Source organism: Reyranella sp. (genome assembly GCF_050185545.1).
GTDB lineage: Bacteria > Pseudomonadota > Alphaproteobacteria > Reyranellales > Reyranellaceae > Reyranella.
Genome location: NZ_JBFWZI010000187.1, coordinates 1 through 13,526 on the forward strand (window position 1 = coordinate 1; position 13,526 = coordinate 13,526).

Genomic DNA, 13,526 nt, shown 5'->3' on the forward strand with positions numbered 1-13,526 from the left:
TACCCTTCCTCCAGACCACCGGGACCGATTACCTTTAAGCGTGGCCTCGACTACTTCCTCGCAATCGCTACTGGATGGGAACTCAGAGATGTGTCCACTCCGTAGCAGCGAAGCTGGGGAGGAGAAATGCGCCCCGGCGGCTGTAGACTGCGTGCGATGTCCGGCCGAACCATCCTCAATGCGATCGCTCTCGGCTGCTGGCTGTTCGCCTCGGTCGTGGCCTTCATGATCGTGGCCTACACGAGCTTCTTCGGCGTCGGCGTGATCGGCCTCATGATCTGGTTCGTCAGCACGCGTGTCGATCTCGAGCAGGACGGTACGGTCGGCGCCGGCGTGTCGCCCGGCTTCCTCGCTCATCAGGTCAAGACGCGGGCCGAGATGTCCCGGGCAGAGCGGGCGGCATTGCGCGGGCAGCGACTGCTGGAGGCCCGTTCGGCGCGCTTCTTCAAGTATCTCGGCATGGTCCTGACCGTGGGCGGCTTTGCCGGATTCTGGTTCTTCCAGCTCTAAATCCCGGCACGGCCGATCGCCTACCTCCTGCCGACGCAGTCCGCATAGGTAACCGTCCGGTTGGCGCCTTCCTCGACGAAGGCCGTGTCGCCCTTGCTCCAGAAGACGAACGACCCGTCGGCGTTGGCATAGCGGATACCCGAGCCCGACAGCGTTTGCGGCAAGGTGAGCTTCTTGCCGTCGGCCAGGGTCAGGATGACATGGCCGCCGGGAATCGGTGCGCCACTGGGGGCAGTGCGGGTGGGGCCGGTGAAGTACTCGGCCGACAGGCTTCGCCCTTGCGCGCAGGCGTACTGCACGGTGCTGACCGGCGTGGCCGTCTGCGCCGACGCCGCGCCGATGAACAGAATTGGCAGCACCGCACTGCCGATTGTCGTGCGCACCATGAAGACCTCCTGCAGTGGACACGAGCCCATGCATTGCTATGAAGTCAGACCGTCGACATCAAGCCTACGAGACCTGCGTTCATGAGCCTCGAGTCCGTTCGCGCCTTCCTTGCCCTGCATGCCCCCGACATCTCGATCGTCGAGCTCGACGGCAGCACCGCCACCGTGGCGCTGGCGGCGGCGGGGCTGGGCGTCGCGCCGGCTCAGATCGCCAAGACCCTGTCGCTGCGGATCAAGGACCGCAACATGCTGCTGGTCACCGGCGGCGAAGCCCGGCTGGACAACAAGAAGGCCAAGGCGGTGCTCGGTGGCAAGCCGCGCATGCTGACCGCCGACGAAGTGACGGCGATCACGGGCCATCCGGTGGGTGGTGTCTGTCCGTTCGGCCTCGCCGGGCCATTGCCGATCTATTGCGACATCTCGCTCAAGGCCTTCGACGACGTCTATCCGGCGGCAGGCTCCATCAGCAGCGCGCTGCGCATCAGCCCCGCCCGCCTGGCCGAACTGGTCGGGGCGGAGTGGGTCGACGTTTGCGGCTAGCCCGACTATCTCAAAGGTGGGCGCTGTTGCGCCCGCCCCAGCGCTCCAGGTAGTCGACGCAGAACGCCAGGTCGGTGACATCGACGTAGCGCCGGCCGATGTCGCGCAGGTTGTCGCGATGCGGGCCTTCCTCGATGTCGCCGACGCAATCCTCCGGCACCAGGGTGCGGAAGCGGTGGCTGAAGCTGTCGAGCGCCGTGCCGCGGATGCAGCCCGACGTGTTGCAGCCCGTCACGATCATGGTGTCGACCCGCTCCTTCATGAAGTAGTTGGCGACGCCGGTCTCGAAGAAGATGGACGGACCTTTCTTGGTCACCTTGAGATCGTAGGACGGCTCGTAGATGCGCGGGTCGAGCGCCGTGCTGGGATGGTCGTGCAGGAAAGTCTGCTTGACCGCCGTGATCTTCCAGTACGGCATCTCACGCTCGTTCATGTAGGCGGTGTTGCATACCGCGACCGGAACACCGACCCGGCGGGCGACCTCGAGGAGCCTGGCCGTGTTCTCGACGGCCCGCAGGACCAGGGGCGCCCCGCCCAGCGGGTACTGCGGATCGGTAAAGCCGAGCTGGAAATCGACCACGACGATGCCAGGCTTCTCGCCGGTGCCGACCGAGATCTCGCCATAGCTGCGCCGCGTGTAGTCATCGTCGGTCATGTCATTCCCCCTGGCCGGCAACCGTCGCCTTTTCGGGTCAGCCGAGCAAGGAGTGGAAACGCCGCGTGATCGGCACCACCACCACGCTGGCTCCGGGACGCTTCAGGGCATCGCCGACGGCAGCGCTGACCTCGTCCGCGGTCGGCGCCAGCGCCGCGGGCGCGCCGTAGCCCCTGGCCAGCGAGACGATGTCGATGCCGGGTAAGTCGAGGCCGGGCACGTGGGGTGTCCGCTCGAGCTCGGCGAAGGATTTCAGGATGGCGTACTCGTGGTTCTGGAACACGACATAGACCACCTTAACCTGCTGCCGGACCGCGCTGTACAGGCTCTGCACGGAGTACTGGAACGAGCCGTCGCCCATCAGCACGACGACCGGCCGGTTGCGGCCGCTGTCGCGCTCCGCCAGGGCCAGTCCGACGGCGGCCGGCATGCCCCAGCCCAGGCCGCCCGAGGCGAAGGTGTAGAAGCTGTCGGGCCGGTCGATGCGGAAGATGTCCTGCATCTCGGGCACGTTGGAGGGCGATTCCTCGACCAGCACGAAGTCGGCGGGACAGGCCCGCCGCACGGCGGTCATGCCCGCGGCTGCCGACAGCGGCAGGGTACCGAGGTCGGCCGACAGCGGCGCCGGCCGCAAGGGTGCAATTGCTGCCGGCGAGCGGGCCCGGAGCAGCGGCAGCGCCGCCTCCAGGAACAGGCGGCTGTCGCTCAGCAGGCTGTCGCCGACCGGCGCCTTGGCCGACAGGCCCGGATCGTCGGTGACGTGCAGCAGGGCCATGCCGGCCGGCAGATAGCGGCCGGCAACGAACGGGTAGTAGCGAAAGACCGGCGCGCCGACGACGACGACCAGATCGTGTCCCGCCAGCTTCTCGCCCAGCGGGCCGATGCCGGCCGGCAGGGTGCCGGCATGCAGGGGGTGGGTCTCGGGGAAGGGCGTGCGTTCGGCGAAGGGTGCGGTCCACACCGGCGCTCCGAGACGCTCGGCGAGCGCAATGCCCGCCTCCCAGGCTTGGCTGCGGGCGATGTCGGAGCCGTAAACCAGGACCGGGCGCAAGCTGGCGTTGATGCGGTGGGCGAACGCCGCCAGGCGCTCGGGATCTGGACCGACGCGGGTGGCAACGGTCCGCGGTGCCGTGCCTTCCAGCATCGAGTCGGGCATTTCCTTGTCCCAGTCGTCGAGCGGCAGCGACAGGAACACAGGGCCGGCGGGCGGCTGCAGTGCTGCGGCGACGGCACGCATGAAGGCGCCGGGCACGTCCTGGGCGCGCGCCGGCTCGTAGCTCCATTTCACCCAGGGACGCGGCAAGTCGATGGCGTCGACATTGGTCAGCAGCGGCTCGAGCAGCACCATGTCTCGGGTCTGCTGGCCGGCCGTGACGATCAGGGGCGTCTTGTTCTGGTAGGCAGTCAGGAGGCAGCCCATGGCATTGCCCAGCCCGGCCCCGGTATGGATGTTGACGATCACCGGCTTGCGCAGGCCCTGGGACAGTCCGTCGGCGATGCCGACCACGCTCGCTTCCTGGAGCGCCAGCACGTAGCGGAAATCGTTGGGGAAGTTCTTGAGGAAGGTCTCCTCGGTCGATCCGGGATTGCCGACGATGGTTGTCAGGCCGAGCTGCCGCAGCAGCCCATAGGTCACGTCCTTGACGGTGCGCATGACAACTCCGGTTGCCGGGCCAATCAAGGTTTTTACAGCCCGGCGGCGGATAGCGGCAACAAGAAGGCCCGCCCCGTCAAGGGACGGGGCGGGCCCGATCGTGCGTGTCCGTGTCGATAGCGGCCTAGCGCGCCTCGGTCACGTTGCCCTGGTTGTCGAGCACGACCGACACCGGCGCATTCTGGCCGTTGCGGGCCACGGCGTGCCAGGTGCCGTCGGCCGCGCGGCTGACGCCCCGCACGCCAGTGTAGCCGCTCTTCTCGATCTGCGTGCGGGCGACCGCCGTGGCGACCGTGACGGTCGGCTCGCTGCGCGGGCCGAGGTTGTCGCTCTGCGCCGACTGGCGCTGCGTCGAGTTTCCGCCATAGGGGGAGCGCGGCCAAGCTTCCTGGGCGCTGGCGGCGCCGGCCGAGGCAATGATCAGCAGGGAGGCGAGGAGGGGACGATTCATCATTTGAGTACTCCTTGTACAAACGTCCTTTGCGGACGCCCGTGATCCTGAGCACCAATGGGGCCGCTTTGTGTCAGCTGCCTGCGCCGATCTGTCCCGCCGCATCAACCGTGCTGCAATCGACATCTACGCCGCCGCGACGCCGATCAGCGACCCGTGCACCCACAGAAGGGCGAAGTAGGCGACCGTGCCGATCGCCACGACGATGACGTCGTTGCGGCCAAAACCTGCGACCGCGGGCGCGCCGGCATCGCCGCGGCGCTTCACGGCGACGCGGTCGTAGATCGCCCAGGCGAGCAGCCCGCCGAACAGCAGCATCGAGCCGAGGTCGCCGTTGACCAGCAGGTGGGACAGCGCCCACGCCTTGACGGCGACCAGCATGGGATGGCGGAGGATCGACTTGATCCGGCTCGGTGGCGCATAGGCTGCGACCAGGGCCACGAGGGCAAACCACAGCAGGACAAGGGAGATGGGATGAAACAGCGCCCAAGGCGGGTTCCAGACTTGGACGTAGCCGGCGCCGCGGTAGCGGCTGAAGCCCCAGATCATCAGCAGCAGGCCGGCCAGCGCCACCACCGAGTACAGGCCCTTGTAGGGCCCTTCGCCGATACGCCCGATGATCGCTGCCCGCGTCGGGCGCAGGGTGGTGAGGGTATGGATGCCGATGAACAGCACCAGACCGAGGATCAGGATGGCCATTAATCAGCCTACCACACTCGCCACCACGCGCTCAGTGTGGCGCAAGATACACACCTCGCGAGATACCCGACTCAATTTCATAACTGGCCCCTATTAATATCCAAATCGGTTTGGCCAATTGTGCTAATATCGCGTTGACCCCATATCGCCACATGCGGGGAGTGGGGACATGGATGCGTGTTCTTGGCGTCTCTCTGACTTCGGCGTTCCTGCTGGCAGGCGGTATGGCACTTGCCCAGGTGCTACCTTCCTCGTCGGTCCGTCAGGACTGTCCACCGGGTGAGCCCGATTCCGTTCAGATCAGCTGGAACGAACCGTGCGAGTCGGGCACGTGGCTGCTCGACACCGAGGCGGGCTGCCGCATGTGGGACTGGCATCCCGCGCCCGAGGACAAGGCTGAGTGGTCGGGGGCTTGCCGGGCCGGTCTTCCCGAGGGGCGGGGCACGGCGCAGTGGTACGAGCACGGCCGGCCGATCGATCGCTTCGTCGGAACCTACGGCAACGGCAAGCGGACTGGCGAGGGCCAGTATGTCTGGAACGAAGGCGTGCGCTACGACGGCGCCTATGCCGACGACGTGCCCAACGGCCGTGGCGTGTTCAAGCTCGACGGCGACACCTTTGCGGGCGACTGGAAAGCGGGCTGCCTTGCCCGCGCCGACGGCCGGGTCGTGGCGATCGGCGTGCCCCGGGCGTCGTGCCAGTCGGGCGGCGGATCGGATCCGAAGAAGAACATCGCCGAGCGCTAGCCGATCCCGCCTGTCCGGTTGGCGACGATGCCGATCACGCAAGGAGACACGGTGCCAGCGCCGCCATGAGCCGGGATCCCGCCTGTCTGGAAGGCGAGGATGCCGACCAGGCCGGGAGGCCACGATCGGATGGGCGGGTTGATCCCGGTCTTCACGAGCAGCAGGAACACCATGGCGGCGATGGCCCCGTGAAGAATTGGACCGGCAGCTGACGGGACAACGACGGCGGGCAACTGTCGGGCGGATGGGTGGTGGCGATCGGCGTGCCCCGGGCGTCGTGCCGGGCAGGGCGGCGGATCGGATCCGAAGTGGAACACAGCCGAGCGCTAGCCGATTCCGTCCAGCCAGTAGGCGAGGACACCGACCACGCCGGAGGCCACGATCGGATAGGCCGGGTTGATCGTGGTCTTCAGGAGCAGCAGGAACACCACGGCGGCGATGGCCGCGTGAAGGGCGTCGACCACCGCGCCCCGCGCCATGATGATGGCGCCCGCCAGCACCAGTCCGACCGATACCGAGCCCAGCCCGGTCTGGATCGCCGGACGCCAGCGCCAGGTCTGCATGTGCGTCCAAAGGCGGCCGACACCCCAGGTGAGCAGGCCGGTCGGCAGGAAGAAGGCGACCAGGGCCACGGCGGCGCCCGGCAGGCCGGCGACCACGGTGCCGATCGAGGCCACCATCATCATGTTGGGGCCGGGCGCCAGCTGCCCGAGGCTGTAGAAGTGCAGCAGCTCGGGAAAGGTCACCCAGTGATGGACATCGACGGTGAGCGTCTTGAGCTCGGGAAAGGCCGCCATGCCGCCGCCCACCGTCAGCAGCGATAGGAAGGCGAACACGCCCGCGATGTCGCCGAGCTGTTTCACTTGAAGGTCCGATCGCGCGGCCGGTGCCACCAGATGGCGACGATGCCGGCCACGATCAGGGCGTAGGGAACCTGCACGCCGAAGCCCGCGACGGCCGTCGCCGTCGCCAGCACGAACGCGTAGTCGACCAGGGACTTCAGAACCTTGGCGCCGAGCTGGACCATCACCACGACGACCAGGCCGACCGCCCCGGCGGCGATGCCGTGCAGGAAAGCCTTGGACCACGGATCGTCGCCGCCGATCCCGTAGGCGTAGACCGCGCCGATCATCAGAGTGGCGCCGGGCAGGCACATGCCCAGGGTCGCGACGAGGGCGCCCCAGCCGCCGCGCAGGCGGTCGCCGACCAGGATCGACATGTTGGTGGCGTTGAGCCCCGGCAGGGTCTGGCTGATGGAGAGAAGCTCGACGAAGGTGACGTCGTCGAGCCACTGGTTGCGCGCAACCAGGCCGGTCCGCAGGTAGCCGACGACCCCGCCGCCCAGGCTGGTGGCGCCCATCACGAGGAACACCCAGAACAGCCTGGCCAGCGAGACGGCCGGCGGCGCGAAGGGAGTGGGGGCGCGAGTGCTGTCGCTCATTCGTGGGCCTGCGGCGGGTTGCCTTTCAGGCGATACACCGCGCCGGTCTTGGTGGTGGTGAGCGCCAGCCAGTCGGCACAGACCTGCTGCAGCTCGAGGAAGAAGCGCTCGCAGGCGTGCAGCGGCTTGTGACCGATGCCGTCCGGGCCGTCGAAGCGCAGCTGGAAGGCGAATTCTCCGACGAAGGAATGATGGTCGCCGCGTGAGCGCCACAGGGAGAGATTGGCCGTCGCCGCCGTCCGGTGGCCGAAATCGAGCAGGCAGATGTCCTGCATCAGCTCCTCCACGATGGTCTGGTTGACCAGCGACACGTCGTCCGAGCCTTCGCACGGGATGGCCGCCAGCGGCGGGAAGATCGTCGCCAGCTCGTGCAGCGACATGTGGCCGAGCGAGGCCATGACGATGCGCTCGGCCTGCGGCGCCTGGCTCAATCCAAACTCGACATTGTGCGAAACCAGCCGGCGCATGCCGTCGATGCGGTCGCGCAGGGGTACGACCTCGAGCTTGAACTTGATCTTGTACTTGCCGTCGATGCTCGGCCGGACGTCGAGTTCCTGCGCCACCTTCATCCCGGGTGAGCGGAACTTGAAGACGATCTCCGGATCGCCGATCGGGAAGCCGTCCTCGTAGGCGATGCGGCGGCGGACGATGTAGCCGTTGTTGTAGAGGTGGAACCCGCCGGTATCGAGAAACAGCACCTCGCGGACCTCGGGCCGCTGCCCCGATTTGGGCTCGTCATGGTAGTCGACGCCGGTCGCCTCGGCGGCGCGCCGCACCAGGTGGGCGAACTCCTTGAAGACGCGCGCGGTGGTGATCCGGTCGGGTTTGAGGATGAGCTTGCACTGCAGGTAGCACAGCTCGTCGCGCCGCTTGCCGTCTGCGTAGGTGCCGGGATAGCGCTCCGCCAGCCAGCCTTGCAGTGTCGTTGCCTTGTCGCCGACAGCCATCCATGCTCCCCGAGCTGCACGGTATCGTGCGGCGACTTCCGTGTCACTCCGGCGACGCGTCAATCCGGCGATGGGCCGTCGACCTTGCCGAAGGCCTCGACCCGGCCGTCATCGTAGCAGACGTAGTAGCGGTCCGATACCGACCACGGCACGCGGCTCCAGAAATCCTTGAGCAGCGTGTAGTAGGCGCACTCCTTGCCGGGCGAATGGGCGATGGTCTGAGGCTGGCCGATCATCGACTGGACCTCCTGGCGGCTCATGCCGGGCCGGATCTGGTCGAGCGACCTGGCCGGCGCGGCACAGCCGGCAACGAGACCCGTCCCCGCCGGGACGAGGAGGAGGGCGAGAGAGAGGCGTTTCATCGGACGACTCCTGGCTGGCAATCAACGGGGCCGGCATCACGTCGGGCTGGCCCGGGCCACCAAAAAATGTCGGGTTGCCCCGAACAATTGTCGGGCAGGCCGGCGACTGGCGGAAGTCTGGCCGATGCGCTACCTCGACTCCATGCAAGATCATACGCGTTTCCAGCCGCCGGGCCTCGCGGCCTCGCTGAGCGGGCCGATCGCCGCCGGCCTTTCCGAGACACCGATCTCGGAAGTAGCGTCGTCGGTGTTCGGTCAACCCGACATCGTGCCGCTGTGGTTCGGCGAGGGTGACCTCGTTACGCCGGACTTCGTGCGCGACGCGGCGGCGAAAGGGCTGGAGGCGGGCGAGACCTTCTACACCTGGCAGCGCGGCATCCCGGAGCTGCGCGCGGCGCTCTCCGCCTACACGCAGCGGCTGTACGGCATCGATTGTCCGGCCGACCGCATCACCGTCACCACGGGCGGCATGCAGGCGATCCTGCTGTGCTGCCAGCTCCTGCTCGACCCCGGTGACAACATCGTGATCGTCTCGCCGATCTGGCCGAACATCACCTCGGCCGCCAAATTGGTGCGGGCGGAGCCGCGCTACGTCCCGCTCGATCGCGCGCCGGACGGCCGCTGGACGCTCGACCTGGACAAGCTGTTCGACACCGTCGACGAACGGACACGGGCGATCTTCGTCAACTCGCCGGGCAATCCGACGGGCTGGACGATGACCTCGGAAGAGCAGCGCGCCGTGCTCGACTTCGCTCGCCGGCGCGGCTTGTGGGTCATGGCCGACGAGGTCTATGCCCGCCTGATCTACACCCGCCCGGTGGCGCCGTCCTTCCTCGAGCAGGCGCGGCCGGACGATCCGCTGCTGGTGCTCAACTCGTTTTCCAAGCCGTGGGCGATGACCGGCTGGCGGGTCGGCTGGATCACCCATCCGGCGAGCCTCGGGGACCAGTTCGCCAAGCTGGTGCAGATCAACACGTCGGGCGTGCCGCACTTCCTGCAACGCGGCGCGATTGCCGCGCTCGAGAAGGGCGACGCCTTCATCGCCGAGATGCTGGAGCGCTGCCGCGCCGGCAACGAGCTGGTGTTCCAGCGCCTCTCGGCGCAGCCCCGTGTCACCATCGCGCGGCCCGAGGCTGCCTTCTATGCCTTCTTCTCGATCGAGGGTGTGAGCGACACGATGAAGTTCTGCCTGTCGCTGGCCAAGGACTACAAGGTCGGCCTGGCGCCCGGCGAGGCGTTCGGTCCGGGAGGCGAGGGCAACGTCCGCCTCTGCTTCGCCGCCGGCGCCGACCGTCTGAGCAAGGGCCTCGACCGCATCGAAGCGGCGATCAAGGCGCTGTAATGTGTTTCCTCCCCAGCGCAGCTGGGGAGGTGTCGCCGTCTTCGGCGACGGAGGGGTCATGGTCTTGGACCGCGGGCGTCTCGCCCGCTCATGAGTTCGATGAGGCGCGTTCGGCTTCGCCGAGCCGCGCCGTGAGCGGGCGAGACGCCCGCGGTCCAAAAATGAAGCATGACCCCTCCGTCGCGTATGACGCGACACCTCCCCGGCAAAGCCGGGGAGGAGGATGGAAATAGCGTGTCCACGAACCTCTCCATCGATGTCCGGCATCTGCGCAAGGAGTACGGCGAGATCGTCGCGGTCGACGAGCTGACCTTCTCGGCCTCGCGCGGCTCGGTGGTGGGGCTGCTGGGCGGCAATGGCGCGGGCAAGACCACGACCATCGCCATGCTGCTCGGCCTGCTCGAGCCGACGGCGGGCGAGATCACCGTGCTGGGCGTCGACGTGCGCCGGCATCGCTACGGCGCCCTGCCGCGCATGAATTTCTCCTCGCCCTATGTCGACCTGCCGCACCGCCTCACGGTGCGCCAGAATCTGCTGTTCTACGGCCGGCTCTACGGCGTGCGGAACTTGGCGCGGCGGATCGCCGAGATCGCCGAGCACATGCAGGTGGCGCCGTTCCTCGACCGCCAGGCGGGCAAGCTGTCGGCCGGCCAGAAGACCCGGGTGGCGCTGGCCAAGGCGCTGATCAACAAGCCGGACGTGCTGCTGCTCGACGAGCCCACGGCCTCGCTCGACCCCGACACCGCCGACTGGGTGCGTGGCTATCTCGAGACCTATCAGCACGAGACTGGCGCCACGATCCTGCTCGCCTCGCACAACATGGGCGAGGTCGAGCGGCTGTGCGACGACGTCATCCTGCTGCAGGCCGGCCGCGTGTTCGAGCGCGGCAGCCCGCGCGAGCTGATCGAAAGGTTCGGCCGCGAGGACATGGAGGAGGTGTTCCTCGACATGGCGCGCGGCCGCGGCCGCGGGCTCGACTCGCTCGGCAAGAAGGAGACCGTGTCGTGATGGGCTCGGCCGAACGGATCTGGGCCCTGGTCATGCGCCACATCCACATCTGGCGCAGCTCGGTGATGCGGCTGATCGATTCGATCTACTGGCCGGCCGTGCAGATGGTGATGTGGGGCTTCATGACCCAGTACCTGCTGCCGCAGGCCTCGTTCGTGGCCCAGGCGGCGGGCGTGCTGCTGTCGGGCCTGCTCTTGTGGGAGGTCGTGGTGCGCGGCAACCTCTCGCTGTCGATCGCCTTCCTGGAGGAGATCTGGTCGCGTAATCTCGGCCACCTGTTCGTGAGCCCGATCCGCTCCTGGGAGATGGCGACCGGCATCATCGTCGCAGCCCTGCTGCGCACCCTGCTGGGACTGGTCCCGGTCTCGCTGATGGCCTGGGCGTTCTTCGGCTACTCGATCTACTCGCTCGGCCTGCCGCTGATCGCCTTCTTCGCCATCCTGCAGATGTTCTCCTGGTCGATCGGGCTCGCCATGTCCGGGCTGGTGATGCGGGTCGGCCAGAGCGCCGAGAGCTTCGCCTGGGCGGCGGTGTTCATCCTGATGCCGGTGAGCGGCGTCTACTACCCGATCTCCATCCTGCCGCAGTGGCTGCAGGTGATCGCACACGCCCTGCCGACCGCCTACGTCTTCGAGGGCATGCGCGCCATCATGGCCGAGCAGATCGTGCATTGGGATCTGCTGGGCTTCGCCTTCGGGCTTTCCGTGGTCTACCTCGTCGTCGGCTTCCAGGTCTTCCAGTGGTTCTTCCGCCTGTCGCGGCGCGCCGGCACCCTGCTGGGGCAGGGGGAGTAGCGGACGGCAGAGGCGCACGGATCGCCGTAATCGGGCAGGAGACGGATCGCAGAATTCAACGAACTCCGGTGAGCTGGGGTCAGCGTTACCTCGTTTTCGCAAGCAACGGCCGAACGTCGCGCTAAACTCCGGCGCATGAGAATCGTTGCCTGGAACTGCAACATGGCACTCGACCGCAAGGTCGACACGCTTCTCGGCCTGGCACCCGATATCGCCATCATCGGTGAATGCGCCGAACCACAGCGCCTGCGCGAGCGTTCCAGATCGTCCTGGATGCAGGGCGAGCCGGTCTGGGTCGGCCGCAATCCGCACAAGGGCCTCGCGGTGTTCGCCTTCAACGGCTACGCGGTGCGGCTTGCCGAGTCCTACCATCCGTCGCTGCGCTATATCGCGCCGGTGCATGTCGACGGCCCGGCTGCGTGCAATCTCCTGGCGGTATGGGCACAGAACGCGAGTGCCGGCACGCCGCGCAAGCATCAGCTGGGGCCGCTGCGCCGCGCCATGACGCGCTACCGGTCCTTCCTCGGCGAGCGACCGGCGGTGATCGCCGGAGACTTCAACAACAACGTCATCTGGGACAAGCCGGGCTGGCGCAACAACCACGCGACCCAGGTCAGGCTTCTCGAGGAACGGTTCGGGCTGACCAGCGCCTATCACGCGCTGCGCGGCGAGGCGCATGGTGCCGAGAGCGAGCCGACCCTGTACTGGCGCGACCGCACCAGGGACGGGCCGACCTATCACATCGACTACGTCTTCCTGCCGACCCCATGGGTCGCGAAGGTGCGCCACTTCAGCATCGGTACTTTCGAGGCCTGGTGCGGCGCCGGCCTCAGCGACCACGTGCCGGTGACCGTCGATATCAATGTCTGAGGCCGCCAGCCCGATTTTCTCAAAGTGGTACCTCTGAGAAATCCGGGCTAGGGAGCCTTCAGCAGGGCCGCGCAGGCGGCGGGCAGCTTGGGTCGGTACGGCTGCTGCGGCGTGCCCGGCGGAGGCAGCGTCACTGGCGGCCGGGTGAACCAGAGGTCGAGCTGCTCGCCGCAGCCATCGTCCTCGTAGTAGCCGGCCTGCGGCTGGCATTGCGGGTTGCCCGGCGGGCAGTAGAGCCGGACATGGAAATGCTCGTCGTGGCCGACCCAGACGACCAGCTTGCGCAGCCAGGCGCGACTGCCGGTGACGGTCTGGCAGAGCCGCTGCTTGATCCACTTGTTCACGAAGATGCGGTCGAGCTGCGGCATCCCGGCGGCCAGCTGCAGCAGGGTGACATGCTGCTGCGTGAACACGCTGTCGTCGATGCCGCCATCGTCCGCCCGCACCAGGGAGCGCAGGCGCGGCTTCTCGCGCTCTGCCGGCGCGAGCCGCGGCCCGGGCTGTCGTTCGAACCAGATGTCGGCGTCGAGCCCGGTCTGATGGCTGGCATGACCCGACGGCGCCGGACCACCGCGCGGCTGGCCGATGTCGCCGATGTAGAGCGGTGCCTGGCCCGCAGCCCGCACCTTCTCCGACAGCGTCGTGATGTAGTCGATGGTGACTGGCTGCCCCCAGTAGCGATTGCGGCTGACGCGGATCGCCTCGTAGCCCGGCCCGTCGAGCGGCAGGGCCTGCGCACCCTGCAGGCAGCCCGCCGTGTAGAAGCCGATCGATCGCGGCGGACCGGGCGTGGGCGCGGTGACCCGGCCCCACTCCTGCGCCGACGCCGTGAAGGTGGCGAGGAGGACGACGACCAGGGCGAGGAGGCGTCCCATCCCTTGTAGAATACGCCAGCAGCAGATCGTTGTCTTCCGGACCGCGGGCGTCCCGCCCGCTCATAAGTCCAAGCAGACAGGACGATTGCAGTCCGGAAGGGCATGAGGGGGCGGGACGCCCGCGGTCCGCATGAATTTCGCGGGCGGACGCCAGCGGCAAATCATTGTCTTCCGGACCGCGGGCGTCCCGCCCGCTCATAAGTCCAAGCAGACAGGACGATTGCAGTCCGGAAAGGCATGAGGGGG

The 13,526-nt window shown here is 67.6% G+C and carries 18 protein-coding genes; 7 read left to right on the forward strand and 11 right to left on the reverse strand.

Annotation, left to right across the window (positions count from 1 at the left end; all coding sequences use genetic code 11):
- The first annotated feature begins 156 nt into the window (after positions 1-156).
- On the forward strand, positions 157-510 hold the full coding sequence (locus AB7O82_RS31315) for a hypothetical protein (RefSeq protein WP_428550526.1): 354 nt from the start codon (positions 157-159) through the stop codon (positions 508-510).
- Between the two features lie 20 nt (positions 511-530).
- On the opposite strand, the gene AB7O82_RS31320 is transcribed toward AB7O82_RS31315, so the two are convergent.
- Positions 531-896 (reverse strand): MliC family protein, encoded by a 366-nt coding sequence (locus tag AB7O82_RS31320; protein ID WP_428550529.1) that lies wholly within the window; start codon positions 894-896, stop codon positions 531-533.
- A gap of 81 nt (positions 897-977) precedes the next feature.
- Between AB7O82_RS31320 and AB7O82_RS31325 the strand changes: the two genes are divergently transcribed.
- On the forward strand, positions 978-1,436 hold the full coding sequence (locus AB7O82_RS31325) for a YbaK/EbsC family protein (RefSeq protein ID WP_428550531.1): 459 nt from the start codon (positions 978-980) through the stop codon (positions 1,434-1,436).
- A gap of 10 nt (positions 1,437-1,446) precedes the next feature.
- Here the strand turns inward: AB7O82_RS31325 and AB7O82_RS31330 are convergent, their stop codons facing one another.
- From AB7O82_RS31330 to AB7O82_RS31345, 4 genes are all read right to left on the reverse strand, one after another.
- On the reverse strand, positions 1,447-2,091 hold the full coding sequence (locus AB7O82_RS31330; protein ID WP_428550534.1) for an isochorismatase family protein: 645 nt from the start codon (positions 2,089-2,091) through the stop codon (positions 1,447-1,449).
- Positions 2,092-2,128: 37 nt separating this feature from the next.
- Positions 2,129-3,745 (reverse strand): benzoylformate decarboxylase, encoded by a 1,617-nt coding sequence (gene mdlC / locus AB7O82_RS31335; protein ID WP_428550537.1) that lies wholly within the window; start codon positions 3,743-3,745, stop codon positions 2,129-2,131.
- A 124-nt stretch (positions 3,746-3,869) separates the two neighbouring features.
- Positions 3,870-4,199 carry a hypothetical protein gene (locus AB7O82_RS31340; RefSeq protein WP_428550539.1) on the reverse strand — a complete coding sequence of 110 codons (330 nt, stop codon included), beginning with the start codon at positions 4,197-4,199 and terminating at the stop codon, positions 3,870-3,872.
- A gap of 123 nt (positions 4,200-4,322) precedes the next feature.
- A complete protein-coding gene (locus AB7O82_RS31345; RefSeq protein WP_428550542.1) occupies positions 4,323-4,895 on the reverse strand; it encodes an NnrU family protein in 573 nt (190 codons plus the stop codon).
- Between the two features lie 173 nt (positions 4,896-5,068).
- On the opposite strand from AB7O82_RS31345, the gene AB7O82_RS31350 reads away from it, so the two are divergent.
- On the forward strand, positions 5,069-5,641 hold the full coding sequence (locus AB7O82_RS31350) for a hypothetical protein (protein WP_428550545.1): 573 nt from the start codon (positions 5,069-5,071) through the stop codon (positions 5,639-5,641).
- Here AB7O82_RS31350 and AB7O82_RS31355 read toward each other — a convergent pair.
- The 5 genes from AB7O82_RS31355 to bamE form a co-directional block, all read right to left on the reverse strand.
- Positions 5,638-5,814, reverse strand: a complete 177-nt coding sequence (locus AB7O82_RS31355; RefSeq protein WP_428550548.1) for a hypothetical protein — start codon at positions 5,812-5,814, stop codon at positions 5,638-5,640. The genes AB7O82_RS31350 and AB7O82_RS31355 overlap by 4 nt on opposite strands.
- Positions 5,815-5,967: 153 nt before the next feature.
- Positions 5,968-6,504 carry a chromate transporter gene (locus tag AB7O82_RS31360; protein ID WP_428550550.1) on the reverse strand — a complete coding sequence of 179 codons (537 nt, stop codon included), beginning with the start codon at positions 6,502-6,504 and terminating at the stop codon, positions 5,968-5,970.
- Positions 6,501-7,082: a chromate transporter gene (locus tag AB7O82_RS31365; RefSeq protein ID WP_428550552.1), complete on the reverse strand. Its 582-nt coding sequence runs from the start codon at positions 7,080-7,082 to the stop codon at positions 6,501-6,503. Before AB7O82_RS31365 ends, AB7O82_RS31360 begins: the two co-directional genes overlap by 4 nt.
- Positions 7,079-8,029, reverse strand: coding sequence for a hypothetical protein (locus tag AB7O82_RS31370; protein WP_428550554.1), 951 nt, complete (start codon positions 8,027-8,029; stop codon positions 7,079-7,081). The genes AB7O82_RS31365 and AB7O82_RS31370 overlap by 4 nt, the downstream gene beginning before the upstream one ends.
- A 59-nt stretch (positions 8,030-8,088) precedes the next feature.
- Complete coding sequence (gene bamE / locus AB7O82_RS31375) at positions 8,089-8,391, reverse strand: outer membrane protein assembly factor BamE domain-containing protein (RefSeq protein WP_428550557.1); 303 nt, start codon at positions 8,389-8,391, stop codon at positions 8,089-8,091.
- 124 nt (positions 8,392-8,515) lie between these two features.
- Between bamE and AB7O82_RS31380 the strand changes: the two genes are divergently transcribed.
- The 4 genes from AB7O82_RS31380 (at position 8,516) to AB7O82_RS31395 (ending at position 12,405) form a co-directional block, all read left to right on the forward strand.
- Positions 8,516-9,733, forward strand: a complete 1,218-nt coding sequence (locus AB7O82_RS31380; protein WP_428550560.1) for a pyridoxal phosphate-dependent aminotransferase — start codon at positions 8,516-8,518, stop codon at positions 9,731-9,733.
- Between the two features lie 186 nt (positions 9,734-9,919).
- Complete coding sequence (locus tag AB7O82_RS31385; RefSeq protein WP_428621081.1) at positions 9,920-10,741, forward strand: ABC transporter ATP-binding protein; 822 nt, start codon at positions 9,920-9,922, stop codon at positions 10,739-10,741.
- On the forward strand, positions 10,741-11,535 hold the full coding sequence (locus AB7O82_RS31390) for an ABC transporter permease (protein WP_428621083.1): 795 nt from the start codon (positions 10,741-10,743) through the stop codon (positions 11,533-11,535). The genes AB7O82_RS31385 and AB7O82_RS31390 overlap by 1 nt, the downstream gene beginning before the upstream one ends.
- A 162-nt stretch (positions 11,536-11,697) precedes the next feature.
- A complete protein-coding gene (locus AB7O82_RS31395; RefSeq protein WP_428550564.1) occupies positions 11,698-12,405 on the forward strand; it encodes a hypothetical protein in 708 nt (235 codons plus the stop codon).
- Positions 12,406-12,452: 47 nt separating this feature from the next.
- Here AB7O82_RS31395 and mepA read toward each other — a convergent pair whose 3' ends face one another.
- Complete coding sequence (mepA, locus tag AB7O82_RS31400; protein ID WP_428550566.1) at positions 12,453-13,280, reverse strand: penicillin-insensitive murein endopeptidase; 828 nt, start codon at positions 13,278-13,280, stop codon at positions 12,453-12,455.
- Positions 13,281-13,526: the final 246 nt, after the last annotated feature.

Excerpts from the sequence above, each read along its gene's own strand:
- AB7O82_RS31315 (WP_428550526.1), top strand. The coding sequence starts at position 157 with ATGTCCGGCCGAACCATCCTCAATGCGATCGCTCTCGGCTGCTGGCTG.
- AB7O82_RS31320 (WP_428550529.1), bottom strand. The coding sequence starts at position 896 with ATGGTGCGCACGACAATCGGCAGTGCGGTGCTGCCAATTCTGTTCATC.
- AB7O82_RS31325 (WP_428550531.1), top strand. The coding sequence starts at position 978 with ATGAGCCTCGAGTCCGTTCGCGCCTTCCTTGCCCTGCATGCCCCCGAC.
- AB7O82_RS31330 (WP_428550534.1), bottom strand. The coding sequence starts at position 2,091 with ATGACCGACGATGACTACACGCGGCGCAGCTATGGCGAGATCTCGGTC.
- mdlC (WP_428550537.1), bottom strand. The coding sequence starts at position 3,745 with ATGCGCACCGTCAAGGACGTGACCTATGGGCTGCTGCGGCAGCTCGGC.
- AB7O82_RS31340 (WP_428550539.1), bottom strand. The coding sequence starts at position 4,199 with ATGATGAATCGTCCCCTCCTCGCCTCCCTGCTGATCATTGCCTCGGCC.
- AB7O82_RS31345 (WP_428550542.1), bottom strand. The coding sequence starts at position 4,895 with ATGGCCATCCTGATCCTCGGTCTGGTGCTGTTCATCGGCATCCATACC.
- AB7O82_RS31350 (WP_428550545.1), top strand. The coding sequence starts at position 5,069 with ATGCGTGTTCTTGGCGTCTCTCTGACTTCGGCGTTCCTGCTGGCAGGC.
- AB7O82_RS31355 (WP_428550548.1), bottom strand. The coding sequence starts at position 5,814 with ATGGTGTTCCTGCTGCTCGTGAAGACCGGGATCAACCCGCCCATCCGA.
- AB7O82_RS31365 (WP_428550552.1), bottom strand. The coding sequence starts at position 7,082 with ATGAGCGACAGCACTCGCGCCCCCACTCCCTTCGCGCCGCCGGCCGTC.
- AB7O82_RS31370 (WP_428550554.1), bottom strand. The coding sequence starts at position 8,029 with ATGGCTGTCGGCGACAAGGCAACGACACTGCAAGGCTGGCTGGCGGAG.
- bamE (WP_428550557.1), bottom strand. The coding sequence starts at position 8,391 with ATGAAACGCCTCTCTCTCGCCCTCCTCCTCGTCCCGGCGGGGACGGGT.
- AB7O82_RS31380 (WP_428550560.1), top strand. The coding sequence starts at position 8,516 with ATGCGCTACCTCGACTCCATGCAAGATCATACGCGTTTCCAGCCGCCG.
- AB7O82_RS31385 (WP_428621081.1), top strand. The coding sequence starts at position 9,920 with ATGACGCGACACCTCCCCGGCAAAGCCGGGGAGGAGGATGGAAATAGC.
- AB7O82_RS31390 (WP_428621083.1), top strand. The coding sequence starts at position 10,741 with ATGGGCTCGGCCGAACGGATCTGGGCCCTGGTCATGCGCCACATCCAC.
- AB7O82_RS31395 (WP_428550564.1), top strand. The coding sequence starts at position 11,698 with ATGGCACTCGACCGCAAGGTCGACACGCTTCTCGGCCTGGCACCCGAT.
- mepA (WP_428550566.1), bottom strand. The coding sequence starts at position 13,280 with ATGGGACGCCTCCTCGCCCTGGTCGTCGTCCTCCTCGCCACCTTCACG.